Origin of the sequence: Paenibacillus sp. PL91 (assembly GCF_012935325.2) — a bacterium.
Lineage (GTDB): Bacteria > Bacillota > Bacilli > Paenibacillales > Paenibacillaceae > Pristimantibacillus.
This window is the reverse complement of record NZ_JABBYG020000025.1, coordinates 1-25,693: the sequence shown is the minus strand read 5'-3', so window position 1 is coordinate 25,693 and position 25,693 is coordinate 1. Positions and strand designations below refer to the sequence as shown.

Annotated in this window: 20 protein-coding genes and 1 other annotated feature; of the genes, 19 read left to right on the top strand and 1 reads right to left on the bottom strand. The window is 47.1% G+C overall.

Translation table 11 applies throughout. The features are described from left to right. Positions 1 to 41: 41 nt before the first annotated feature. The 11 genes from HI950_RS31540 to asd all read left to right on the top strand — a co-directional run bounded on the left by HI950_RS31540 (position 42) and on the right by asd (position 13,714). A complete protein-coding gene (locus HI950_RS31540; protein WP_169090519.1) occupies positions 42 to 1,616 on the top strand; it encodes a GGDEF domain-containing protein in 1,575 nt (524 codons plus the stop codon). Between the two features lie 88 nt (positions 1,617 to 1,704). Continuing rightward, positions 1,705 to 2,829: an NAD(P)/FAD-dependent oxidoreductase gene (locus tag HI950_RS31535; protein WP_169090557.1), complete on the top strand. Its 1,125-nt coding sequence runs from the start codon at positions 1,705 to 1,707 to the stop codon at positions 2,827 to 2,829. Between the two features lie 140 nt (positions 2,830 to 2,969). Next, a complete protein-coding gene (locus HI950_RS31530; protein ID WP_169090521.1) occupies positions 2,970 to 4,289 on the top strand; it encodes a phytoene desaturase family protein in 1,320 nt (439 codons plus the stop codon). Continuing rightward, positions 4,279 to 5,190 carry an RNA polymerase sigma factor SigJ gene (gene sigJ, locus HI950_RS31525; RefSeq protein WP_169090523.1) on the top strand — a complete coding sequence of 304 codons (912 nt, stop codon included), beginning with the start codon at positions 4,279 to 4,281 and terminating at the stop codon, positions 5,188 to 5,190. Before HI950_RS31530 ends, sigJ begins: the two co-directional genes overlap by 11 nt. Before the next feature lie 311 nt (positions 5,191 to 5,501). Then, a complete protein-coding gene (locus HI950_RS31520; RefSeq protein WP_169090525.1) occupies positions 5,502 to 6,326 on the top strand; it encodes a GNAT family N-acetyltransferase in 825 nt (274 codons plus the stop codon). 52 nt (positions 6,327 to 6,378) lie between these two features. After that, positions 6,379 to 6,636, top strand: coding sequence for a pentapeptide repeat-containing protein (locus tag HI950_RS37205; RefSeq protein WP_411268175.1), 258 nt, complete (start codon positions 6,379 to 6,381; stop codon positions 6,634 to 6,636). Between the two features lie 541 nt (positions 6,637 to 7,177). Beyond that, on the top strand, positions 7,178 to 8,137 hold the full coding sequence (locus tag HI950_RS31510; protein ID WP_169090529.1) for an ABC transporter permease: 960 nt from the start codon (positions 7,178 to 7,180) through the stop codon (positions 8,135 to 8,137). 37 nt (positions 8,138 to 8,174) lie between these two features. Next, positions 8,175 to 9,071, top strand: coding sequence for a carbohydrate ABC transporter permease (locus HI950_RS31505; protein ID WP_169090531.1), 897 nt, complete (start codon positions 8,175 to 8,177; stop codon positions 9,069 to 9,071). Between the two features lie 67 nt (positions 9,072 to 9,138). Beyond that, positions 9,139 to 10,725, top strand: a complete 1,587-nt coding sequence (locus tag HI950_RS31500) for a type 2 periplasmic-binding domain-containing protein (RefSeq protein ID WP_169090533.1) — start codon at positions 9,139 to 9,141, stop codon at positions 10,723 to 10,725. Between the two features lie 153 nt (positions 10,726 to 10,878). Next, a complete protein-coding gene (locus tag HI950_RS31495; RefSeq protein WP_223285633.1) occupies positions 10,879 to 12,006 on the top strand; it encodes a GntR family transcriptional regulator in 1,128 nt (375 codons plus the stop codon). A 216-nt stretch (positions 12,007 to 12,222) separates the two neighbouring features. Then, positions 12,223 to 12,486: a binding site (T-box leader), on the top strand. A 142-nt stretch (positions 12,487 to 12,628) separates the two neighbouring features. Then, a complete protein-coding gene (gene asd / locus HI950_RS31490) occupies positions 12,629 to 13,714 on the top strand; it encodes an aspartate-semialdehyde dehydrogenase (protein WP_169090535.1) in 1,086 nt (361 codons plus the stop codon). 93 nt (positions 13,715 to 13,807) lie between these two features. On the opposite strand, the gene HI950_RS31485 is transcribed toward asd, so the two are convergent. After that, positions 13,808 to 15,067: an MFS transporter gene (locus HI950_RS31485; RefSeq protein WP_169090537.1), complete on the bottom strand. Its 1,260-nt coding sequence runs from the start codon at positions 15,065 to 15,067 to the stop codon at positions 13,808 to 13,810. A gap of 145 nt (positions 15,068 to 15,212) precedes the next feature. Between HI950_RS31485 and HI950_RS31480 the strand changes: the two genes are divergently transcribed. The 8 genes from HI950_RS31480 to HI950_RS31445 all read left to right on the top strand — a co-directional run bounded on the left by HI950_RS31480 (position 15,213) and on the right by HI950_RS31445 (position 25,217). Next, positions 15,213 to 15,575 (top strand): DUF423 domain-containing protein, encoded by a 363-nt coding sequence (locus HI950_RS31480; protein ID WP_169090539.1) that lies wholly within the window; start codon positions 15,213 to 15,215, stop codon positions 15,573 to 15,575. Positions 15,576 to 15,848: 273 nt separating this feature from the next. Continuing rightward, positions 15,849 to 16,544 (top strand): DUF421 domain-containing protein, encoded by a 696-nt coding sequence (locus HI950_RS31475; protein WP_169090541.1) that lies wholly within the window; start codon positions 15,849 to 15,851, stop codon positions 16,542 to 16,544. Between the two features lie 290 nt (positions 16,545 to 16,834). Further along, entirely contained in the window at positions 16,835 to 18,466 is a 1,632-nt protein-coding gene (locus HI950_RS31470) for a response regulator transcription factor (protein WP_169090543.1), read from the top strand. Further along, positions 18,441 to 20,279 carry a cache domain-containing sensor histidine kinase gene (locus HI950_RS31465; RefSeq protein ID WP_169090545.1) on the top strand — a complete coding sequence of 613 codons (1,839 nt, stop codon included), beginning with the start codon at positions 18,441 to 18,443 and terminating at the stop codon, positions 20,277 to 20,279. Before HI950_RS31470 ends, HI950_RS31465 begins: the two co-directional genes overlap by 26 nt. Positions 20,280 to 20,360: 81 nt before the next feature. Then, the gene (locus tag HI950_RS31460) at positions 20,361 to 21,272 is read left to right on the top strand and encodes an ABC transporter permease (RefSeq protein ID WP_169090547.1); all 912 of its coding nucleotides are present in this window, start codon (positions 20,361 to 20,363) and stop codon (positions 21,270 to 21,272) included. 26 nt (positions 21,273 to 21,298) lie between these two features. After that, positions 21,299 to 22,180 (top strand): carbohydrate ABC transporter permease, encoded by an 882-nt coding sequence (locus tag HI950_RS31455; protein WP_169090549.1) that lies wholly within the window; start codon positions 21,299 to 21,301, stop codon positions 22,178 to 22,180. An 85-nt stretch (positions 22,181 to 22,265) separates the two neighbouring features. Further along, positions 22,266 to 23,957, top strand: coding sequence for an extracellular solute-binding protein (locus HI950_RS31450; RefSeq protein WP_169090551.1), 1,692 nt, complete (start codon positions 22,266 to 22,268; stop codon positions 23,955 to 23,957). A gap of 27 nt (positions 23,958 to 23,984) precedes the next feature. Then, positions 23,985 to 25,217 (top strand): alpha-L-fucosidase, encoded by a 1,233-nt coding sequence (locus HI950_RS31445; RefSeq protein ID WP_169090553.1) that lies wholly within the window; start codon positions 23,985 to 23,987, stop codon positions 25,215 to 25,217. The last annotated feature ends 476 nt before the right edge of the window (positions 25,218 to 25,693 follow it).

Genomic DNA, 25,693 nt, shown 5'->3' with positions numbered 1-25,693 from the left:
ATAAATTTCAAAAAAATGGGCGAAATATAAGGTGCATTTAAATGAACGAACTTTTCATGGATTTCTTAACGATATTGCTTCCTACTTACTTCTTTTTCTACATGGCCATTACATTAATCAATCGAAATAAGAAGAGTAAGTTAAATCGAATTGCCGCTCTTCTCATGCTGGCTTTTCTTTTTTACTTTCTAGGGGAATACATTAAAACATCTTTGCTGCCCCAGTATCAAATGGAGATTGTTCTTTATGGAAATAGCCCCATGCTTCTGCTAGTCATTTGTTTCCTGGTCCATCTTTGTATACTTATTGGAAGTCCTATAACATCTTCATTGAAGCGATGGCTGCCCTTCATTTACGCAGCTCCATTTGTATTGTTGATTGTTTTTTTAATTACCGAGGATCATCGGGTATTATACAATGCCGCTGTGACGGATGGTCGCAGTCCTCTTGATCCGCTGTTTCTGCTGCTTACTGTACTCTTTGTAGCCGGATATATCCTGCTTTCGGTCTCTATTCTTGTTGTTTCCTGGTATCGTTCTCAGGAAGCAAAACGAAAAAAGATTTTGCTGTCTCTTCTTTTCAGTTTATTTACACTGTTTGCCTGGTTTATCCTAGTCACATCTGTTTTGCAGTTGCAGTTTTTAACGTCACGGAATGCTATGATCCTTTATTTTATGGGTTATTTACTTTGGGCTGTTGCACTTCGCCATTTGATTGGTAAACATGATATTATGCCAGATTACAGCAAGCTGTTTCATATTCTATTCAAATCCGCTCCGACAGCAATTCTGCTTTTGAACCAGAAGGGCGAAATTAGAGAAATGAATCCCCGGGCGAAACAATGGTGTGAAGGGATTCCCATTCATAATCTTCTGAGCCATTTTCGATTTGATGATAGGCAAAGTTTAGGCGGCATATTGGCTTTTTTTCTTCAGCAGAAGGAGAGTGAAGCCCAGTGGGAGATTCGAATGTATAATCCGAATAAAGGCTATTTGGATTTGATTATGGGCCTTGATTTGATCGAGGAGGCGGACGAGGAACTGTTTGTCATGCACTTAACTGACGTTACCTCCTTAAAAAATACAGAACGCAAGTTATTGGATTCTGAGCGAAGCTACAAGTATTTGGCGCACCATGATTCTCTGACGGATTTGTATAATCGGGCGGCCATCCAAGAGCAGGTGCAGCAGAAGATAGCAGGGCGTGAATGGTTTGCCCTTACGTTAATTGACCTAGATAATTTCAAGCCGATTAATGATACGTACGGGCATTTAGTTGGAGATCTTTATTTGAAGCATTTCGCATATATTTTGAAAAATTACGGACAACCTGACGATATTATAGGGCGGGTCGGGGGAGACGAGTTCGTTTTGATCACTTCTTGTTTGGACGAAAGCAGCGATTTAAATCATGCGCTCAATAATCGGTTGTCCCTCTTGTACAAGAGCCCTTTTAAGCATGAGGGGATTGAAATTCCGATTTCGTTTAGTGCAGGAGTCAGTTTATACCCTAGAGATGCATCAGACATTACTACGTTATTGAAGAACGCGGATGAGGCTATGTATAGCGTGAAACGTACAGGGAAAAATAGAAGTTCAGTTTTTACCAGTAATTGAGAATATCGTTGCCGCGTCATACGCGGCTTTTTCGATTTGATAGGATCTTATTATAATGAAAAGATCGATTACAGAAAGGAGCGACATCATTATGAAGGTAATTGTCATTGGAGCGGGAATTGCAGGAGCATCAACCGCATATCAATTGGCTAAACAGGGAGCAGATGTCCTCATCATCGATCGGAAAGATGAAGGGCAGGCTACGGACGCAGCTGCCGGCATTATTTGTCCCTGGCTGTCGCAGCGGCGCAATAAGGCTTGGTATCGGCTTGCGAAAGCCGGAGCGGGTTATTACCCAGTGCTAATTGAAGAACTTGAAAGAGAAGGGGAAACCGATACCGGCTATGCCAGGGTCGGAGCACTCAGCATCCATATGGATCCAGAGAAGATCGGCAAAATGGAAGAGCGAGCTTATATGCGTAAAGAAGGCGCGACAGAAATCGGTGAGATTACCCGGCTTGATGAACATAGTACCCGGGAGCTTTTCCCGCTGCTCGTGGAAGGATATTCTTCCGTTCATATTAGCGGGGCCGCCCGTGTCGATGGCAGGGCGCTGCGTGATGCTTTGCTCCGATCTGCACAACGAAACGGGGCTGAGCTTATATACGGGGATGCAAAGCTTGAATTTCAATTCAACCGTGTAACGGGCGTAACGGTTGGGGCAAATCGCTACCCGGCTGACATCGTTATCGTTTGTGCTGGAGCTTGGGTGCGACCGTTGCTACAACCTTTAGGCATTGAGTTCAAAGTGAGTTATCAGAAAGCGCAAATCATGCACCTGCAGGTTCCGGATGCCAAACAAAATACGGGCAATTGGCCGGTCGTTATGCCGCCGTCCGATCAATATCTGCTCGCCTTTGAACAGCAGAAAATCGTGATAGGGGCGACTCATGAAAATAATATAGAAGGCTACGATACGAGGATCACGCCTGGCGGAATGCACGAAATATTAAGCAAATGTCTTCCATTCGCGCCTGATCTGGCAGATAGCACGTTCCAGGAAGTAAGGGTGGGCTTTCGCCCTTATACTGCCGATTTTCTTCCGGTCATAGGCGCCATTCCAGATTGGGAAGGACTTCTTGCGGTAAACGGTCTCGGGGCCTCCGGATTGACGATGGGCCCTTATATCGGAGTCCAGTTGGCTAAGTTAGCGCTAGGAATGGAATTAGAGATTGATCTAACCGACTATGACATTCGCAAAGCTATTAGCTAACCTGGATCGTTTGCTCCGATAACGGATGCTACCCCGCATTTATGGCAATTGTACTTGGAAATTCGTAACGTTGCAGCACTGGTCACAAATCGGTTCTGTTAATCGTCATGTATGCATCAGACCGGAAAGGATTGATATACATGACACAGAATCGCAATGAACCGTTTTGGGACGTTATCATTATCGGGGCCGGCATCGCCGGATTAACCGCCTCGATTTATTTGGCACAGGCAGGCAGAACGGTGCTATTGCTCGACAAAGGCTCGCATCTCGGAGGCCGTGCCGCTTCGACCGAGATTGCGTCCGCGAGCGTAAACTTGGGGGCTCATGCTCTCTATAAGAGTGCTCTTCCTATTTTGCAAGAGGCAGGCGTCATACCAACCGGTGCGTCGCCAAAGGCGCCAGTTATGTTCGTGTTCGAAGGAGCAAACGGCGGAAACAAGGCGCTTCCGCTCGCGCAGCTCTTGCTCGGCTCCTTCCTGACGTGGCACGAGAAGACTCAGCTCTTTCGCTTCTACAGTCGTCTCCGCAAAACAGACACTTCCGCTCTGCACAAGGTCAGTCTGCAGGCTTACTTGGAATCCCAAATCTCCAGTCCGCGAGTGCGCAATGTCGTGCTTGCGCTCGTTCGCGTATCCACGTACTGCGATGCCCCCGATCTGGTAAGCGCCGGCGCCGTAATCGAGCAGCTCAATCATAGCCAAGTGATGTACGTGGACGGAGGCTGGAAGACCATCGTGAGCCAGCTTACGGAACAAGCGCAAAAGGGAGGGGTATCGATCCGCACGAGCTCGCCCGTAAGGGAAATTGCTGGCAGCTATCCCCGAATGACGGTCACACTAAAGGATCGAACGCAGCTGAGGACCAGTTACGTGCTATCCACTGCCGGACCGGCGGATACGTTAGCCATCCTAAATCCTTCTCTTACCCCGACGGAAGCCGCAGTCTATGAGCAGCTTATTCCTGTTCGCGCTGCTTGCCTGGATCTCGTCGTAGCGGGGATGCCTCAACCAAAAACGAAATTTGTATTAGGCGCCGATTATCCGTGGTATTACTCCAACCATTCCACCGCCGCCTCGTTATCCGATAATCCAAAATATGCGGTCGTGCATGTCATGAAATATTTGCCGGCTTCGATACATTCGGACCCTTTGCAAGATAAAAGTGAGCTGGAAGGATTTCTCGACTTGATTCAGCCGGGTTGGCGCAAACATGTCGTACAGCATCGCTTCCTGCCACGAATGCTCGTCTCGCATGCCGTCGTAACCGCTGCGGCCGGAGGCCTCTTAGGCAGACCCGGACCTGCGGTTGAGGGACGGCCCGGACTGTATGTCGCAGGTGATTGGGTAGGATCCGAGGGTATGCTGCTTAACGCATCATTGGCTAGCGCGAAAGAGGCCGCACGAAGTATAATATCCGGTAAAGAACAGGATAAAGAGGGGATGCATCGTGGAGCTTGATTCCGTGTACCGGACGTACAGACCGCTTCTTCTTTCCATCGCGTATCGCATGTTAGGATCTGTAACGCATGCCGAGGATTTGGTGCAAGATGCATTCGTAACGGTGCAGCAGTTGGACAGTGATAAGGAGGACGGACACGTCCGCAATCTGAAAACGTATTTATGCAAAATCGTTACGAATCGTTGTCTGGATTACTTGAAATCCTCGCAAAAAAAAAGAGAGGTATACGTCGGACCATGGCTGCCGGAGCCCCTTGTGCAAGACTATGCAGTCGTGGCAGGTACGTCCAATGCCGCGGGATTGGATCCGCTTCAAACGATTGTGCTGGAGGATACGATATCGTACGCCTTCCTCGTCATGCTCGATCGGCTAACCCCTATTGAGCGCGCAGTATTCATTCTTCGTGAAGCGTTCGAATACGACTATCGCGATATTGCGGACTTCGTAAACAAGACGGAGCTGGGATGCCGTAAGATCTACAGTCGCCTCAAGCGGAAAATCCAAGACGAGCCGCCAACCGAGCTCATCTCCAGCGCCCAGTCCGAGCAGCTCGTATTGCGTTTCCTCCATGCGACGGCTACTGGTGATATGGAAGGGCTCTTTGCGATGCTCTCCGAGGACATCGTGCTTTATAGCGATGGAGGCGGCAAAGCCAAGGCGGCGATTAACCCTATTACGTCGAGCCAGCGCGTCCTCGCATTCATTCAAGGGCTTGTATCCAAGAGCGACGGTGCAGGAGCCATTCGCCTCGTCAAGGTCAACGGACAGCTTGGCTTCGTGTTAAGCAGTCCATCCGAACCTTTCCCAACCGTCGTTAGCCTGGCGTTTAGAGACGACCGCGTTCAGCGGGTTTATCTCATGCGCAATCCGGATAAGCTGCGGCATTTGAATTTGGGATGAGGGTAATTAAAATGAAATTTTCACAGAGCGGTGACTGTAGCCGTATGGCATTAACGGTAACGTTAGCGGAATAAGCAGCCACAGGAAGAGGCTACCGATGTGATCGGTGGCCCTTTTAAGCTATTAGGCTATTTTATTGTAAATAAAGGTAAACCCAGCTTCGTGAAGAATAAAAGGGTAGGAATGTCGTCGGCATTTTAGCAGTAGGCGCAATCTTCCTCTACACTTATGTTTCGCAAGAGGAGTGTACCAGGTTTCGCGCGAATAAGACCTGCCCGGCGGCTTAACTAACGGAGATAAAGGAGGCAACTATGTTAACAGCACAACAATTACGAGATATTGAACTGCTGCAGAAGGCTTGTGAATCCCATGATCAATTACAATTGAAGCTTAACTGGGAAATGTTAAGAAACCGAGATTCATCTTCTCAGCTAGACTTTTTTTATTACGATAATGGCGAGCTTATTGCGTTTTTAGGTTTATATGCTTTCGGTTCCACAGTAGAAGTATGCGGCATGGTGAAACCGAGTGAACGCAGGAAGGGACATTTCCATCGATTGTTCCAGCAAGGAATGGCAACAGCCAAACAAAACAGATACAGTAAAATCTTATTGAACGCGCCTGCGGGATCAGCTGCAGCAAAGGCTTTTTTAACGAAACAAGGTGCTGAATATGCCTTCACCGAGCATCAAATGGAGTGGCAAGAAAAAAGTCTTGAAGAGGCTGACGATGTAATTTTGCGACCGGCAAAAGCAGAGGATTTTGACATGCGTGTCCGATTATCTGTTACGGCGTTTGGTTTGGACGAAGAAGATGCCATAGCGATGGAAAACACGGCCAATGAGGATGAAGACACGGATATGTTCATGATCGAAGTGAACGAGGAAACGGTAGGGAAAATTCGTGTGAATCTACAAGATAAGCAAGCGTGGATATATGGCTTTTCTATTTTGCCAGAGCACCAAGGTAAAGGAATTGGCAGAAAAGTATTGAACAGAATTATAAAAGATCAAAGATTAGCCGGTCATTCGGTACACTTAGAGGTGGAAACAAAAAATAACCATGCTTTAAGGTTATATGAATCAGTGGGATTCAAAGTGGTGCATGCGCAGGATTATTATACGTATTCAGATTAACACTTTACCAAATAATTGACGGAAGGGTTATTTTTCAAATGTACATATTAATATGGCTCAGATGGGAGGGACTCTATTTGAGAATATTATTAGGCCCCACGTGGATAGAAGCCAGTTGTCTGAGGAGCCTGGAACCGACGGTTGGGTTAATATAGAGCCAGTCGTTTTTAAAAACAGTGATTTAAGCACCGCCATTTTTGACGCATGCAACCTTACGAATGTCGAACTTAGGAATTGTAACATTGAGGGATTAAGTATAGATGGTATCTTAATTAATGATCTATTAGAGCATTATAAGAAAAAGGGTTAAATAACTATTTTGTTCACTGGCTTATGAGGTGTCCATACCGCTGTCATTTAGTCAGATAAAAAGCTATGCTGCGAGCGTGTGCCGATATTCAATCGGTATGCGCTGTTTCAGTTTGGCTTGAAGCTAGGGTCATTTTAAAAGAGTTATCGTTATCCATGCATCGTTGGTCCCCCTCGTTCCCCTTCTCATGTAATCAACTGATTGAAAAATATGTTATAACAACTCGAATAAAATCGACAAATTAATCCTTCGATTGGACTATTTACGTACTAATGGAACTATTTTTAGCGCATGTATTGACGGAATAAGAGAGTTGACCTAATATATGTCATAACAAATAGTGTTAAAAATTAGTAAATGTCAGTACAAATTCGATTCATGGGGTTACATGGTTAGACTTATCCGAAGGGCTTGAACTTATTAGTTCTGCTTATCGGCATTAACGTCGAACGATGTCTCGTGGATGAAGGGGGAGAGCTAGCGCAAGGGTTTACCAGCATCAGCTCCGAGTATGATTAGCAGAGAAGGAGGATTTCCATCCATGGATGTCCCGATCAAATCGACAACCGAACGGACAAGCCCGCGAACGGGTAAATTCACAGACGTCAAAAGACAGCTGAAACGGAATATCGGGCTGTACATGATCATTTCTCCGGCCGTGCTCTACTTCTTGATCTGGCATTACTGGCCGATGTACGGCGTGCAAATCGCGTTCAAAGACTTTATGCCCGGCGTCGGCATATGGAACAGTCCTTGGACGGGATTCGAGCATTTCGAGAGGCTGTTCAACGCTTACTATTTTTGGACAATTCTGAAAAATACGCTTGGTATCAGCGTATACGGGCTGCTTATCGGCATTCCAGCCCCTATTTTGCTCGCACTTCTGTTCAACGAGATCCGGAGCAAGAAGTTCCGCTCGTTCGCACAGACGCTATCCTACGCTCCACACTTCATCTCAGTCGTCGTCGCTGTCGGCATCCTGTTCTTCTTCATTTCGCCGACGAACGGCGTCATCAACTCGGTTCTCGTGTGGCTCGGTGGCGAGCCGAAAGATTTCTTGGCAGAGCCCTCGAGCTTTTGGCATCTGTATGTTTGGTCCGGCATTTGGCAGGGAATAGGCTGGTCGTCGCTCATCTACAGCGCAGCCATCTCCGGCATATCCCCGGATTTGTACGAGGCAGCCTATATGGACGGTGCCAGCAAGCTTCGCCGGATCTGGCACGTCACGCTGCCGGGCATCGTGCCGACAATCGTCATATTGTCCATTCTGAGCGCGGGAGGCCTCATGAGCGTTGGCTTCGAGAAAATCCTGCTCATGCAAAACGCAATGAATCTGGAAACCTCCGAGGTCATCTCCACCTATATGTACAAAAGCGGCCTGCTGAATACGCAGTATAGCTTCTCTGCGGCGGTCGGCCTGTTCAACAACATCATCAACTTTTTCATTCTGCTCGTCGTGAATGCGGTGGCCCGCAAGGTTGGGGAGACCAGCCTGTGGTAATGGCAAACATTGCGACGTTACGAAAGGAGTCTGAGCCGTGCTGCTGAATGTCAAACGGACGCCGGCCGAAAAGCTGGCGGATCTCATTATTCTCGTGCTGGTCATAGGGATTGCGATCGTCATTATGTATCCGCTTTTATTCGTTCTCTTTGCTTCCTTCTCCGATCCGCGCCAAATTTGGGAAAAGCCCCTGCTGCTGTACCCTGCGGGCTTCAACCTGAAGAGCTACGCGAAAGTATTTGAGAATACCGAGATATGGATCGGTTATGCGAATACGCTGCTATACGCAATCGTCGGTACGGCGATCAACATTTTCATGACCGTGCTCGGCGCATACCCGCTCTCCAGGAAACGGTTTTACGGCAAAGGCTTTTTCACCTTGCTGTTCGCGTTCACGATGTTTTTCGGGGGCGGCCTGATTCCCCTTTACTTGGTCAACAAGCAACTTGGCCTGCTCAACACGATATGGGCACTTGTGCTTCCCGGAGCTATAAGCGCTTACAACATGATCATTATGAGGACGTATTTTCAGACGCGGATTCCGGATGAGCTCGAGGAGAGCGCTTACGTGGACGGCTGCAACGATTTTCAGATGCTGTACAAAATTGTGCTCCCGCTGTCGATGCCGATCATCGCCGTCATGGTGCTTTTTTACGGGGTAGGGCATTGGAATTCGTATTTCGACGCCATGATTTATTTGACGGACCGGGAAAAGTTCCCGCTGCAGCTCTTCTTGAGAGAAATCCTCGTCCGTAATGACTTTAAGGAGATGGCCGGCATTTCCGTCGGTGGCGAGTATGCCGATCAAATGATGGTAAAGGAGGGGTTAAAGTACGCCATCGTCGTGATGTCCGCCCTGCCGCTGCTGCTTCTCTACCCGCTGCTTTCCCGGTTTTTCGAGAAAGGCATTCTAGTGGGCGCTATCAAAGGATGAACCGGCTTTAGTCCGGGAGCATGCTTCCGGTTTGAGCATATTAATTATGTGATGAGGGGTTGAAGAGATGAAGAAGGGATTGTCTCTACTGCTAGCCGCAACGCTGACGCTCGCGTTGACCGCATGCAGCGGCAAGGAAAACAACGTGGAGCCTGGTCCGTCGGGAGCGGCGGGCGAAGCCGAAAGCATTACGCTGAATATCGTCAAACGCGGATATACCGACGTTCATCCGCCGGCGGAAGAGTTTTGGATGTGGAAGAAATACGAGGAAATCTCCGGCATTCACGTCGATTTCGAGGAAATTCCGGGCGCTGCCGTAGCGGAGCGGAAGAATGTCATGCTCGGCTCCAACGACTTGCCAGATGCGTTCTACCGGATCGCCTTTGGCACGGACGAGCTGATGAAATACGGAAAGCAGGGGCTGTTCATCCCGCTAGAGGAGCAGATTGAGCAGCATGCGCCCAATCTGAACAAGCTGCTGCAGGACAATCCGGACATCAAACGTGCAATCACGATGTCGGACGGACATATCTATGCGCTGCCGTACGTCGATTTCTCGAAAGCCTTCAATTCGGTCCGGCTCTACATCAACAAGAGCTGGCTGGACGAAGCGGGCCTGCCGGTACCGAAGACGACGGCGGAATTCCGCGACGCGCTGAAGTTGGTGCGGGAGAAGGACAGCTCGCGTCTCGGATGGGTGCTGGAGACGCAGTACTGGACGTTCTTGGAGAGTTTCCTGGCGAGCAGCTTCGGCATGGGCGAGGGTGGCTCAAAAGGGTTTGGGCAATACTTATACAAAGACAAGGACGGTCAGATCAAAACGACATTCAACGATCCCAAATATAAAGAGCTGCTGCAGTATATGAACGACCTTTACAAGGACGGCTCCCTTGCCCAGCAGAACTTTACGACGGGCTACGATTACGCGAAGTGGTCAACCGATGGCGCGAGCAATAAGATAGGCGCCTTCATCTGGGAAGGCCCGGGCTACATCGGCACTGACGCGGCAAAAAATTTTACGGGCATAAACGTCCTTGAAGGTCCGCATGGCGACAAAGTCGCAGGTACGCTTGGACCGGCGGCCAAAGGGATATTTGGCTTCGTCATTACGAACAAAAATAAATACCCGGCCGAAACGCTCAAATGGATCGATTATTTTTACGGGGAGGAAGGCATTAAGCTCGGCACGTTCGGCATTGAAGGCGAAACGTATACGATGGTTGACGGAAAACCGAAATATATCGATGAAATCCTGAATTATAAGGGGGGCGTACAGCTTGGGGCATTCCAGTACGTGGATAACGTATACGGGGCCTATTATCCTTATGTCGAGCCTGAGGACGAGCTGCGGATGGCTGTAAGAGGAACGACGGTGGCAGACGAGATCAAGGCGGACCCTGCCGAGCTTGACGAGTTTGCCCCGAAAGAGCTGTGGCCGGACTTCGTGCCGACGGACGAGGAAGCGAATACGACAAGCGCGATACTAACGGACATTAACAAATATATGGAGGAAATGCGAGTGAAGTTTGTTACCGGCAAAGCAAGCCTAGAGACGGATTGGGACGGTTTTGTGAAGACGATCGACAAGATGGGCGGTTCAAAATATTTGGAAATTAAGAAAGCGCAATATGAGCGTTATATGAACGTCAAGTAAAGCCTGAGCATGAGATTTCGGAGCCGGCCGCTTCCAAGAGGCGGCCTGCCGTCATCCCTAGCCTAACCCCGTCGGTTTACACGCAGAAGATGGAAACGCTATAATCTAGTAAACGAGAACGAGGCAGGCGAATAAGAAAGAAGATGGGATAGGATGGGAACGAAGTTGACCAGAGACAATAAACCGCTGTACAGCGTAATTATGGATGAGCTTAAGGCGCAAATCTCATCCGGCGACTATCTCCCGGAGGCTCAGCTGCCGACGGAAGCGGAGCTGAGCTCCCGGTATGGCGTGAGCCGAATTACGACTCGCCGAGCGCTTGAGGAGCTGGAGCGGGACGGGTATATATACAGAATCAAGGGCAGCGGCAGCTTCGTCAAGTCAAGAAGCAGAGCGCAGGCGGAGAAGCGGGAGGGCGCGGCGGGAAAGATGGTCTCGCTTATCCTTCCATCGGAAGATGACCGCGGGACTATGGGCTATATTCGCGGCGCTTCGGACTGGTTGAACGCCAACGGCTATTATTTGAGCCTTCATCAGAGCGACTATGATTCGCAGAAGGAGCGGGATTTGCTCGAGATGCTGACCCGGGACGGCATCTCGGGCATTATTCTGTATCCGAGAAACGATCAGACGAATTACGATATTCTCCACCGTTTATGCTTGGAGCATTATCCGATCGTGACCATTGACAAATATTACGACAGTCTGCCGCTCGGGGCCGTCGTGTCGGACAATCTCGATGGCTCCTATCGGGCGGTGTCCCGTCTTATCGAGCTGGGACACCGGAAAATCGCTTTTTTGACTGCCGTCAGCATTGAATCGACCTCATCGGTACGCGATCGTTACTTCGGGTACTGCAAAGCGCTTAAGGATCACGGACTCCCGATCGACAGCCGGTATATCCGGCTGAACATGAAGGGGTACAGGGAAGAGATCGGCGTGGAACGGTTTTATACGGAGCTGCTGGATTCGTACCAGAACGAAGGGGTTACGGCCATTCAGACGGAGAACGATCTGATCGCCGCCAATCTGCTGAACCGCTGCCTGGACCGCGGCATTCGCATACCGGAGGACTTCTCAATCATCGGCTTCGACAACAACCCCGTAACCGAGCATGTTATCATTCCATTGACAACGGTCGAGCAGCAATTTTACGAGATCGGACGCAGAGCAGCCGAGATCGTCGTGCTTTGGCTGGAGCGGGGAAGGCAGACACCGGGACGGGTGCTTGTACCGGTTAAGCTGGTGGAGCGAGGGACGGCGGGACCGGCTCCTCAGTAATTAGCGTTACTTGCCATTCCTGGCTGCGAGCGGGTGTAATTAACCCGTTTGCGGCCAGGATTTTTTGAGGTGCAGCTTTGTACGCCGCTCAACAATTTTACGTGGCGGCATCTGTTGCTATTGATTGGGCAGGTTATGTCCAAATGTGTAATGTTTTCTAATTTTCAAACTTTTTGTTTACCTCACAAAGGTTATTTGATAATATAATTCCAACATTCAAATGCGATGAAGAGATGAGTAAATAAAAGAATTCTTTCACAGAGAGCTCCGTTAGCTGAAAAGGAGTAAGAGTTCCTTATTGAAAAAAGACTCTGAGCAGCACATCGGAACCCGAGATTAAGGGGGATGGTGTGACAGGAGCTCCTGTTACAGAGCTAGAGTATAAGCATTACCTGGTAATGCCGTACTTGAAGAGGCTAATATGGCGACATATTGGCGAATTTGGGGTGGTACCACGAGTATACAAATCTCGTCCCTGAGACTGATTTTAGTCTTGGGGGTGGGATTTTTTTTATTGGAGCAAAGAAAATTCAGCTTATATTCAACATACGGCACACCAAATCAGACGTTATGAATAATTATTTAGAAAGATCATCCGACGTTGAAAGGAATGGAATATCATATGACGGCAAAATTAAAAGTTGGTATTGTAGGCGGAACGGGAATGGTGGGCCAGCGGTTTGTCCAGCTGCTCGACCAGCATCCTTGGTTTGAGGTAGCGGCTATTGCGGCAAGCGCCAATTCGGCAGGTAAAACGTATGAAGAATCTGTGCAAGGCAGATGGAAGCTGTCTAGCCCACTTCCGGAAAAAGTGAAAAGCATCGTCGTTCAGGATGCTTCGAAGGTAGAGGCATTTGCCTCTCAGGTCGATTTTATTTTTTGTGCAGTGGATATGAAAAAGAGTGAAATTCAAGCCTTGGAAGAGGCTTACGCAAAAACGGGCACGCCTGTGGTTTCCAACAATTCGGCGCACCGCTGGACGCCTGATATCCCTATGGTCATCCCGGAAATCAACCCAGGGCATATTGATGTGATCGCTGCACAGAGAAAGCGGCTTGGAACCTCTACCGGTTTCATTGCGGTTAAGCCTAACTGCTCCATTCAGAGCTATGTGCCGGCCCTTCATGCCTTGCTGGACTACAAACCAACAAATGTGGTGGCATCGACGTATCAAGCGATATCTGGCGCAGGCAAAAACTTTACCGATTGGCCTGAAATGTTGGATAATGTCATCCCTTATATTGGCGGCGAGGAAGAGAAAAGCGAGCAGGAGCCGCTGCGCATTTGGGGCAGCATTGAAAATAATGAAATCATTAAAGCAAGTGCACCTTTAATTACAACGCAGTGCATTCGCGTTCCCGTATTGGATGGGCATTTGGCTACCGTATTTGTATCGTTCGAGAAAAAACCTTCGAAAGAAGAAATTCTCGATCGGTGGCTGCACTTCAAAGGCCGTCCGCAGGAGCTTGGCCTGCCTAGCGCTCCAAAGCAGTTTATCACTTACTTTGAAGAAGAGAACAGACCGCAGACCAGACTCGATCGTGACATTGAGAACGGTATGGGCGTTTCGGCGGGTAGATTGCGTGCGGATTCGCTATTCGATTATAAATTTGTAGGACTATCGCATAATACATTGCGTGGAGCAGCGGGCGGCGCCGTTCTGATTGCCGAACTTCTTAAAGCGGAAGGGTACATTCAGGCAAAGTAGAGGCATGCCGCAATCATGCGAATAGCTAGTCAAACAGCAAGCTCCAGATCATTCAGGGGCTTGCTGTTTTTTTGGTTAAATTTTCAATTGTACTTAGTTGAACGCAGTTGATCGCTTCTCGCGAAACAACAGAAAGAACAGCATAGACGCGGTGACATACAATATCCCTGTAATGCTGAACGTAATGGCATAACCCCAATAATAGCCATAGGCAGCGATGAGATGAGAATGAACCGGCCCCATTGTGGCCCATCCAAGCATAAAGGCTGTCTGCATGCAGGAATTAGCTAGGCTTTGCTTTTTTGCTGAGACCCTATCGATTAGAATAGCGGATTGCAGCGGGTTAGCCGCATTCATAAGCGCTTGTCTAAATAGGAAGCTGATAGAAGCTACGAGCAGTAGATTTGTGAAACCTGTTAATAGCAGGAAAGGCAGCGAAAGTGTTTGGAAAATAACGATCGCTTTCACTTGTCCGATTCGATTAGCGAGCGACGGACCAATGAGCATGGAGATGATGGTCATCACTTGTCCTAATGAAAGCAAGAAGCTCATCGCGCTAAGCGAAACCGAGAAACGGTTCGTGAAATATAAGTTTAAATAAGGAACGACAAGTCCAGACCCGATGCCGATCAAGAGCTGAATAGCAGCAAACTTGGCAATAAATAAGATTTCACTATTCGATTGTGTTAATTGGTTCGCTGGTATGTCCTTGCTAATGGCTTGATCGCTAGGCTTCTGTGTGCGTGTTGATTCCTTAATAGCTTGCAAGGGCAGAAATGCCGCTATTGTCGCGATACTACCCGCAAGTAAAACGATTTTAAATGAGAGCAGCTTATTAAATCCTGCCGCTTGCATAACATCTGCAATAACGCCCCCGCCAAGGCTGCCAGCAACCTGGGAGGCGAGCACAAATGCAGAATAGATGCTGAATATGCGCATCCGATCTGCTTTAGCTATATTTTCGGCAAGGAAGGGAATGGCGAGCACTTGAAAGATAGCGGCAAATAGGCCCGTCAGAACGGCCATAGTAAGCAGACTGCTCTCCGACTCAAATAAAGACCGGCCAGCCAGCACCATACCGCTGCATAGCGCTCCAATGACGAGTAATCGCTTGCGGCTGGCGCGATCGCCAAATAAACCAATAGGAATGAAGCATAACGCCGTTGCGAGTGATTGCATACTGACGATTTTGCCGCTCATGGCATCGGGGTAACCTAACTCGTGGATGTATAAATTGTATAATACCGAAAACATGCCCGTTCCGATTTGATATAACATGTTCGCTAGAAAAAATAGACGAATGCTGCGGGACCAGCCCTGCCATTCCATTGTGGTAGACTGAAAGAATTTCATGTAGATGCCTCCTGAAGCTGTTCCAAACAACATTACTATTGTGGGAATCTTAAATCAAGGGATTAAAGACCTGAGAATAATTCCCTCCCCCTATCAATCATGCTATGCTAAACATACGAAATGAAAAATGAGGTGAGAGATTCATATGCAAACATTTGTGATGCTCGGTTGTATTTTGATGGTGCTCGCGGTCGCTATTGGCGCGTTCGGCGCACATGCGCTAAAGAGCAGAATAGCACCGGATAAGCTGAAGGTATATGAGGTAGGCGTGCAGTACCACATCGCACATGCATTAGGTTTAATTCTGATCGGACTGCTCGCGGGCCAATATCCAGATGCTCAGATCATCGTTACGGGAGGCTGGTTTTTGGTAGCGGGAATCCTATTGTTCTCGGGTAGCCTTTATGTGCTGAGTGTTGCAAAAGCCCGGTTTCTTGGCCCGATTACTCCGCTAGGAGGACTTTCTTTCATGATTGGCTGGGTGCTGGTCGCTGTGGGTGTCCTTTAAGGATGTGAAATGGAACAGCCGTTTTAAAACGGCAATGGCGGCATTAGCTCAATCCATAAATAGAATAAACTAGAAAGGCTGCCGACAGAGGTCGGCAGCCTTTTGGCGTTCATTGTCTAGTTCCAGTCATTGATTCCAAAATTGCTCGTAAAAATGCAGCCATTTGCTTGCCGCAGCAGCGGCGGCTTTGGGGTGGTTACATGAGTGGTATGATTTTGCTAATGATAGGGTAATCTAAAAGCTGGAAATGAGGATATCGGAGGGATTGCACTCGTGGATTTTTTCAAAAGCCAAGAGTCATTGACGGCAATAGGTTGGATTTTGCGCAGTATTGTCGGGTTTGTATTTCTTTTATTTGCTGCCAAAATGATGGGCCAGCGCTCTATATCGCAGCTTAGGTTCCTTGATTTCATTATCGCTATGACGCTTGGCAATATTATTGCTCACCCGTTGTCCGACGAGCATCTTGGACTGAAAGGCTCGATGATAACGACCGTTTCACTCGTAATCTTGTACATAGTCGCGATTTGGCTCAGCCTAAAGATCCCGCTGCTCAAACAATTTTTTGATCCGCCAGCAATTACCCTTATACAGGATGGGAAGCTTGATTACAAAAACCTCTCAAAAGCGAAGCTTCCAATAGAGTTTTTGTACGTAGAGCTGCGCAAATCGAATGTAGAGGACATCTCGAAGGTTGCCTTTGCAGCTTGGGAGCCAGGCGGTACGTTATCCGTCTTCATGAATACGGCTTATAAGCCCATAACTCCGGCGGACTTGAAGCTGCCCACGCAGCCCTTCAACCTGACCAAACCGATCATTACCGATGGACACATGGAGCATGCGCTGCTGCGCGAGATCGGCAAGGACCAAGCATGGCTGGAAACGGAAATTCAGCCGCTTGCACTAAAAAACGTTATCTTAGCAACGGTAGACAGCAAGCTAACCGTGCAGGTGCATTCGAAGAAGTAGAATTATAGATCATGAAAAAGGACACCTCACAGGTGTCCTTTTTGCGTACGGGAGATGCCTTGTCAGGGAATGCTTGACGCTCATGGAGCGCTAAATAGCTGTTGAGCTTAGCGCCAGCGGAGCAGCATGGCTTCGTTTGCTTTTTTAGGAGATAGATAAGCCTTGATTTATAAACGATAAATGTGCAAAATTGACGATAAAAATATTAGCAGTAAGATCAAGCTAGTTTTTGTCGATGGATGGAAAAATATTACGGCGCAAGTTAATTTCGATCATAAGGAGGTAGAAGGATGTTAAAGGTATTGATAGTGGAGGATGAGATGTTTGTTCGCTTAGGCTTTAAAAATGCTGTGAATTGGGCAAAGTTTGGCATGACTGTCTGTGGTGATGTGTCAAACGGGCAGGAGGCCTGGGATGCGTACATCAAGATGAAACCGGATATTATTGTGACCGACTTGAACATGCCTATTATGAGCGGGATGGAATTGATCGAGAAAATCCGCCGCATAGATAATCGAACTCGAATTGTTATTCTTTCCTGCCTTGAGGAATTTGCATTAGTGAAGCAAGCGATGCGGCTCGGGGTTACGAATTACATATTGAAATTAACGATGGAGCCGGAAGAAATTGATGAGGTGCTATTAAAGGTTGCCGAGGAATGCAAAGCCCAGCAGCGACATCAGGATACGCAAGGAATCATACATAATCCTGACCAGCTCAAGGAGACGATCATTAGAAACTATTTGTTCTATCCTTTATATACAGAAGAGGAATTCTCGAGTTTAGTTATTAAGCAAAAGCTGCGTCTATCTCCCGAAAATGTAATCGTGGCGATGATGGAGATTAACCATTTCGGCCATACCCAAGCCAAATTCCAAGACAACAAGGGTGAGTTGATCCGGTATACGATACTCAATGTTCTAAATGAGCTGCTTGCCCAATGGAATCGAGGCGAAGTCGTTGCCGATAAAGAGGATCGGTATTTATTTCTGCTCAGCTTCCCGGATGTCCATAGCCAAAAAGCGATTCGGGAGACGATATTGGAGAGCATGGATCAGATTCAGCGGGTACTTAACCGATACTTCAACGTGTCCGTAACATTCGGAATTAGCCGATTGGGCAGCCGATATGCCGATTTAAAATCATTGCCGCAAGAGGCGGCGGAGGCTGTCGGCTGGAAATATTTTTTAGGCTCCAGTCATTGCCTGTTCAAAGAAGAGCACAATTGGAAAAAGATATATACGCAGTCCCAAGAAAAAGTCGATGAGCTTTTACGTATTTGGGAAACGGTTTTGCCGGAAAAACATGCGGAACGGAAAGCGATCGCTCAGAATTTCTTCGAATCCGAGGTGAAAGAGCCGAAGCTATGGGTCCAATTGTTTGTTCGTTTGTTGGATATCGATCATAATCCATTGCGAACTGGTGAAAATGAAAGGCTAACTGCCGTTTCGAATGCTGTCGAGACGGTCTCTCGGTCTGAAACCTTGCAGGAATGTATTCATGCGGTTCATGCGTTGTTCGCCTACATCGAGCAATGGAAACAATCCAGCAGCCAACTGAGCAAGGATGTAGGGAAGGCCATTAAATATATACAAGCAAATTACCAAGGCAGCTGCTCCATTTCGGCGCTTGCGGATACGCTTCAGGTATCCCCGAACTATTTAAGCACGCTTTTTCGCAAGGAGGCCAAGCTTACCTTTACCGATTACCTTACACAAGTAAGGATTGAGAAGGCAAAGGAATTGCTCACTAGCACCCAACTAAAGTCGTATGAAATCGCTGAGCTGACGGGCTTCTCCGACGATAGCTATTTCAGTCGCGCCTTTAAAAATAAGACCGGTGTCAGACCAAATGAGTTCCGGAAAATGTGGGTTAATCACGAGAGGACTGGGGAAAATGAGCCATTGGTGGCTAAAGATTAAAGGACCTGGCAGCCTGTGGCATTCGATCCGCTTCAGGTTAGTTTTGACTGTACTCGTTATTACTTGTATTGTGATATCCATTTTTTCTTACTACAGCTACTCGAAGACGGTTGACTTAATTAAGAATCGAACGCAGGACACGACGTTCCGGCAGTTTAAGCAAACGGAAAATAATCTGAAAAACTTTATGGGCGAGGTCGACCAGCTCTCAAAAACCTTTTTGCTCGACGACCGCGTTCAAAAAATACTCATTGGGGATGCAGCATACAAGCCCGATTTCCTTGCCTTGCAAAAAGATATTACGGATCGGGCGATGGAGTATTTCGCAAACTATGAATACTTGGATTCACTCTATATATTCGGCGAAAACGGGATGGTGGTCGGAGGCACAGCGCAAAAAAACCAAAGCATCAACGACCCTGGTAAGACGTATCCGTTCTACCATACCGATTTATACACAGTCGCTAAACAAAAATTTCCCGCGTTATTTTGGACAGGCGGACATGATTCCAACGATTTTTTACGCATTCACGATACGGTATATTTGCCCGATCCCGCTTATGTGATCACCGCCATTCGGGGCGTGAAGCCGATCGAGGCATCGAAGATGAGCGCCACGATGGTCATTAACATTAAAGAAAGCAAAATGAGCTCCATCTATAGCGAATTGCAGAACACTGCGAATAGCAAGATGTCTATTGTTAACGAGTCGGGCAAAATCATCTCCAGTATAGATCCTTCGGATATAGGCAAGCCGCATCACTATTTTAATCAATTTCTAGGCCAAGGCGATTTCGGAAGCTTCTCAGCGAAAAGAAACGCTACGCAGGAGCTGGTTATTTATTACCGCATGGGTAAAACGGGCTGGTACTTGTGCAGCGAGGTGCCGGAAGCAGAATATTTACAGGATATCGGCGCCATGAAGCAGTTTTTTATTTTTATGTTTGTACTCTCGATCCTGCTTATGTCGGTATTCACCTCCTTTTGGATTCATCGGATTATGAGACCTTTGAAAGAGCTGGTAAAAGGGATGAAGCTTCTAGGCAGAGGACATCTCGGTCTCAAGCTTCAGCCGGTTGCAGACCAGGAAATACGCTATGTGATCGAGCAATTTAATGCGATGTCCGACAACATTTTATTTTTTAAAAATAAGAGTGAAACGGATGAATTGGAAAAGCGCCGCTTAGAAATAGAAATGCTGCGAGCGCAGATCAACCCTCATTTTCTATATAACACGCTCAACACGATCAAATGGATGGCTGTCGTCATTGAGGCAGACAATATTCGTCAATGCGTGACCAGTCTAGGCAAGCTGCTGCGGCCCATTTATTCGGACACTACCCCGATTTGCACCATAGAAGAGGAGCTTTCCTATGTTCGGGACTACATCAATATTATGAATTACCGCTTTGGGGAAGAAGTCAGCTTTGAAATTGAGATCAGAGAAGAATATATGGACTGCAGTACGCCAAGGCTGGTGCTTCAGCCCATCATTGAGAACGCTTTGCTTCATGGCAGGATGAAACAAGGCGTGATTCGGATTACGGCTGCCGAAGAGCGGGGCGCCTTACTATTATCGATCCGAGACAACGGCGTTGGCATGGAAGAGTCAGAGGTTAAAAAGATTAATGAGTATATTCGTACGGGACTACGCATTGGCGGAGACGGGAAGCAATCTGTAGGTTTATTAAATGTGAATAAGCGGGTCGAGCTTCACTTTGGCGAGCGCTACGGTTTGCAGCTTACTAGTGTATGGGGGGAAGGAACAGAAGTTTTGGTGTTACTCCCTTATGAGCGAGTCCAAAAATCGTAGAATTGTTCATGTTCTGGGCATGCCGTTCCTTATAAGATAAATATAGAAATAAGGAAAGGATGCTAGGTGGTGATTAGACAAATGACAACAAGAAAGAAGTTAAACTGGAATCGGCTTTCATTATTGCTGATGATCGCTCCCTTTTTGGTGCTGCTGTTTATTTTTAGTTACATTCCGCTGTTTGGGTGGTCTTATGCATTTGTTGACTATAAACCTGGACTTGGACTGCTCCAATCGTCATTTGTGGGGCTCAAATATTTCCACATCATGCTATTTGAGCAAGGCTCGGAATTGCTGCGTGTACTTCGAAATACTTTCGCGCTGAGCTTCCTAGGTCTCTTTTTATCACCGCTTCCGGTCGTGTTTGCCATCTTGCTCAACGAGCTTCGCAGCAGGTCTTTTAAGAAGTTCGTGCAAACGATTACAACGCTTCCGAATTTTGTGAGCTGGATTATTGTGTACTCCATTGTCGTAGCCTTCTTTTCTACCGACGGTGTCGTTAACCAGCTTTTGCTGGCGCTCAATTGGATTAGTGAGCCGACCCAAATGCTTAGCAATGCAGAAGGGACATGGTTGTTCCAGACAGCGCTTGGCGTATGGAAATCACTCGGTTGGAGCTCCATTATTTACTTAGCTGCCATCGCAGGCATTGACACAGAGCTTTATGATGCGGCCAAGGTAGATGGGGCGGGGCGTTATCGATCGATTTTGCATATTACGCTTCCGGGTTTAATTCCTACGTTTTTTGTTCTTTTAATCTTAAATATAGCAAGCATCCTAAGCGTCGGGTTTGACCAATATTTTGTATTTTACAATCCACTCGTCGCGGATAGAATTGAAACGCTCGATTACTATGTGTATCGAATTGGGATCGCAACGAATGATGTCTCCTTTGGTACGGCCATTAGTATCGCCAAATCGATCGTAAGCATTACCTTATTGTTTAGCGTCAACTATTTGTCCAAGAAAGTACGGGGTCAATCGATTATCTAATGAACGGATTTGTGAGGTGTGCAGGTATGAATAAAGGTAAAAACCCCATATTTGAATTTCTAAATTATTGTATACTTCTTGTCTTCGTGCTCTTATGTATTTATCCATTTTATTATATTTTGATCTATTCCCTTAGCAGCCCGCAAGAAGCGATCAAGGGGGTCTACTTGCTTCCAGATCACATTACGTTTTATAACTATTCGCAAATTTTCAAATTAGATAACATAACCGGTGCGTTTGCGATTTCGGTTCTGCGGACGGTGCTTGGCACGATAGCCACTGTATTCTGCAGCACTTTATGCGCGTATATCGTAACGAAGCAGGAGCTGTATTTTCGCAAATTCATCTATCGCTACATCGTGATCACCATGTACTTTAATGCGGGGTTAATTCCTTGGTACATCACGATGAAAGCAGTCGGCCTGCAAAACAATTTTCTGCTCTATATTTTGCCGACGGCGGTTGCTGCGTTCTATATTATTTTGCTTAAAACGTTTATTGAGCAGTTGCCGGCTAGTCTGGAAGAATCGGCCATGCTGGACGGAGCAAGCTACTTCACTATTTTTCAAAAAATAATTTTTCCTTTATCGATGCCCATCGTTGCTACGATAGCTGTATTCTCCGCAGTGGCCCAGTGGAACTCGTGGACGGATAACTATTTCTTAGTCACTGCTGACCATCTTCAAACGCTACAAATGATTTTGTATAACTATTTGAACGAAGCGCAGGTTCTGGCGAGCAGCAGCAATATTAACATGGAGGATGTCGGCAACAGCTTAAAGAAAATGACGCCGGAATCGATTAAAATGACGATTACGATGGTCGTCACCTTACCTATCATGTTAGTTTATCCGTTTATGCAGCGTTATTTTGTAAAAGGTCTTATGCTAGGTGCGATTAAAGGCTAGGCTGCTTCAAAGGGTTGGATGCGGCATCCTGTCCATGGAAGGATGTTCATCATAGATCATCAGATGTATAAGAGGGGGAATTGTTTTGACATACAAAAAAGGTTTGAACGTAACGATTAGTATAATGCTTACCGCCACGATGCTTCTTGCTGGTTGTGCAGGCAATAATGGTGAAAAACCATCCAATGAGGCAGCCGGTGGAGACTCCGGTACAAAAACGGTCAAGCTAAAGACGGTATTAAAAGATGCGAGCAAAGATTTTGAACGAACAGATATATACAAAGAAATCGTGAAACAAACGGGCGTAACCTTTAGTATCGAGTCTTACGATCCGAACAAATTCAAAGTGCAGCTGGCTGGCGGTGATTTGCCTGATATCATTCAAGTGGACAGCATCAATTACAAGCAAATGATCGAAGGAAATCTGCTGCTGCCATTGGACGACTTGGTAAAGACGAATGGCAAAGACATTATGACACCGACATTCCAGCAGGGGCTTGATTTTAGCCGTAAATTCTGGAGCAACGGCACCGGTAAATTGTATTTGATTCCTAGCGGACATGTCGGTCCTGTCGGCTTTAAGCAGGAGCTTGGCGTAGGATGGGCAACGCGCTGGGACTACTACAAAGAGCTTGGGTTTCCGGAAATTAACAATGAAGATGATATGTTGAATGTGCTGGAGCAAATGGTGAAGAAGCATCCGACCACAGCAGACGGCAAGCCGGTTTACGGTGTTAGTACATGGAATGATTGGGGAGCTTGGGGCTTGACGATGCCAATGGCTATTCCATACGGATACGTGAACATGTCCTATTGGGGCGTTATTCCTTCGGTTTCGGGGGAGTTGGTCGACAATTACGCGAACCCGGATAGCCCTCTTTGGAAAACGGCATCGTTTTTCTATAAGGCGAAGCAGAAAGGAATTCTTGATCCAGATACATTCACCAACAAATCAAGCGATTTTCAAACGAAGGGCAATAATGGTCAAATCTTATTTTCACCAATGAATGGGTTTGATAACACCGCTTTGAGCAAGGAAGGTCCGGATAAAGGTTTTGTTACGATTCCTTTGAATTTTGGTTATGTCTGGAATGGCGCTGCGAACTCGACGGGATGGGACGGACGCGCATTCGCCATTTCGAAAAACTCCAAAAATCCAGAGCGTGCAATGGATCTAATCAATTTCCTAAACTCGGAGAAAGGCTCGCGTCTATTGTCCAGTGGCATTGAGGGTATTCATTGGGATGTAATTGATGGCAAGCCTCAGCTAAAAGAGGAGACATTAAAAATGTCTTTAACAGGCGGAGATGCGTGGTCAAAAATCGGGATCGGCGGATCTAATAACCAGCAGGGGCTTAGTGAATTCCAAGTCGCCAAAGACGGCGGAAATGTCAATCTGTTTGACACCTCTGAAGTGTACGCGTCACGGATGAATGCTTTGCAAAAGGATTTTTCCGAGCATTACGGGGTCTCCTATCCATCGGAAATTATGAAAAAGCGGGTTGAGGAAGGAATAATTAAAGACCAAAGCAGCTTCAATAACGCGTGGCTGTCTGCTATCGCCCAACCGGATGATGATATGAAGCGTCTTAACGCGCAGCTGGAGGATATGGTTATTAAAGGGATTCCAAGTGTTGTATTGAACTCGAAAAACGATGCGGAATTCGAAGCGGCGAAGCAGCAATTAATTGATAAGCTGAAGAAGGCTGGCGTTGAAAAATCATTTGCATGGTGGCAGCAGGCTTGGTCGGATGCAAAGGCAGCGGTTGGCAATTAATTCATATCATTGATAGGAGCAAATAACATGAATGAGACTCTATTAGCAATACCGTCACTGCCGCAGCAGCAGTGGCAGGACATGGAACTTGGCATGTTCTTTCATTTCGGCATGAACACGTTTTGCGATCAGGAGTGGGGGAAAGGCGATGATTCGCCGGAGCTGTTCAATCCGGCTGCGTTCAATGCGCTAGAGTGGGTTCGCACAGCGAAAAAAGCAGGATTTGCTTATGTGATTTTAACCGCTAAGCACCATGATGGCTTCTGTTTATGGCCGACGAAGACGACCGATTATTCTGTGAAGTCGAGTCCTTGGAAAAATGGGCAAGGCGATGTGGTCCGTGAGGTTGCTGATGCGTGCGCGCAGGAGGGCCTTCGATTTGGTTTATATTTATCGCCGTGGGATAATCATGAGCCTTGTTATCCGGATAAAGAGGCTTATGACAACTTTTACGCGGAACAGCTTACAGAGCTGCTTACGCAATACGGCCCGCTTGTTGAAGTATGGTTCGACGGCGCCGGCTCTCATGGCAGGGAGTATGACTGGAGACGCATTATTGGATTGGTGAGACAGTATCAGCCAGATGCAATGGTCTTTAATATGGGAATTCCAACGATCCGCTGGGTTGGTAATGAGGATGGCGTTGCGCCGTATCCATGCTGGAACACGGCTGAATCAGCCAAGCTGAGCATGTACACCAACGATATGGCGACATGGCTGCCGGAAACCCCAAGATGGGTACCTGCCGAGTGCGATGTGCCGATCCGAGCGAATCGCTGGTTCTGGCATCCCGATGACGAGCACACGCTTCGCTCGTTGGATAACTTAATTGATATTTATTACCGCTCCGTGGGACATGGCTGCAATCTGCTGCTCAATTTGTCTCCGGATAATCGTGGACGCTTGGCCGAGGTTGATGTGAATCGACTGTATGAATTCATGGACGAGATTAAGAGAAGATTCTCGAATCCGATTGCTCGGACAGAGGGAGAGGGAGATACGGTGCTCCTGTCGCTTGATGAGGAGAGCGATGTCAATCACGTTATATTAATGGAAGTGATTGCCCACGGCGAACGCGTTCGCGAATATGTGCTTGAGGCGGAGCAGGAAGGGCAATGGGTTGAGCTAGTGAAAGGAAGCGCCATCGGCCACAAAAAAATCGATAAGTTCGAGACAATACGCACTAAGCAGCTGCGGCTTCGCGTGACGTCCAGCGTTGATGAAGCGCTCATTCGGAGCTTTGAAGCCTATAATAGCTAAGCAATGTCTGATTGCTCGAGCTAGCAAATAACAATTAAAATCCGGTTCTTCTTGCCATAGTGCAGAAGTACCGGGTTTTTTTAATCATATAAAGGATTTAATTGGAATTTATAGAAATATTGTTTGAGCAAATGCCGAAATAAAATGGAGAGTCCACCACCCGTAGAAGGAAGTGTTTTATGAATCTATTTTGTTGTCTGAGCAATTGATACGAAGGTTGGATGTGTATAAGCGCGCAAATTTGTTCTAACCCGTAAGTTTGAAATAAAAGGCTATCTCAAATCATTTCAGTTGTGTGGAATTAACAGGAAAAGATCTATCTATTTTCCTAATAAGACGCCAGTTCGTTCATTTAGCTGAAAAAACCTCCACGGCCCCCTAATTAAACTGGAGTCTTAGCCCCAATTAATTAAACTATTAGCAAAGGGGAGGCATGTTAGATGGGGGGCAGGAGAATGCTGAAAGAAGTTCGGATA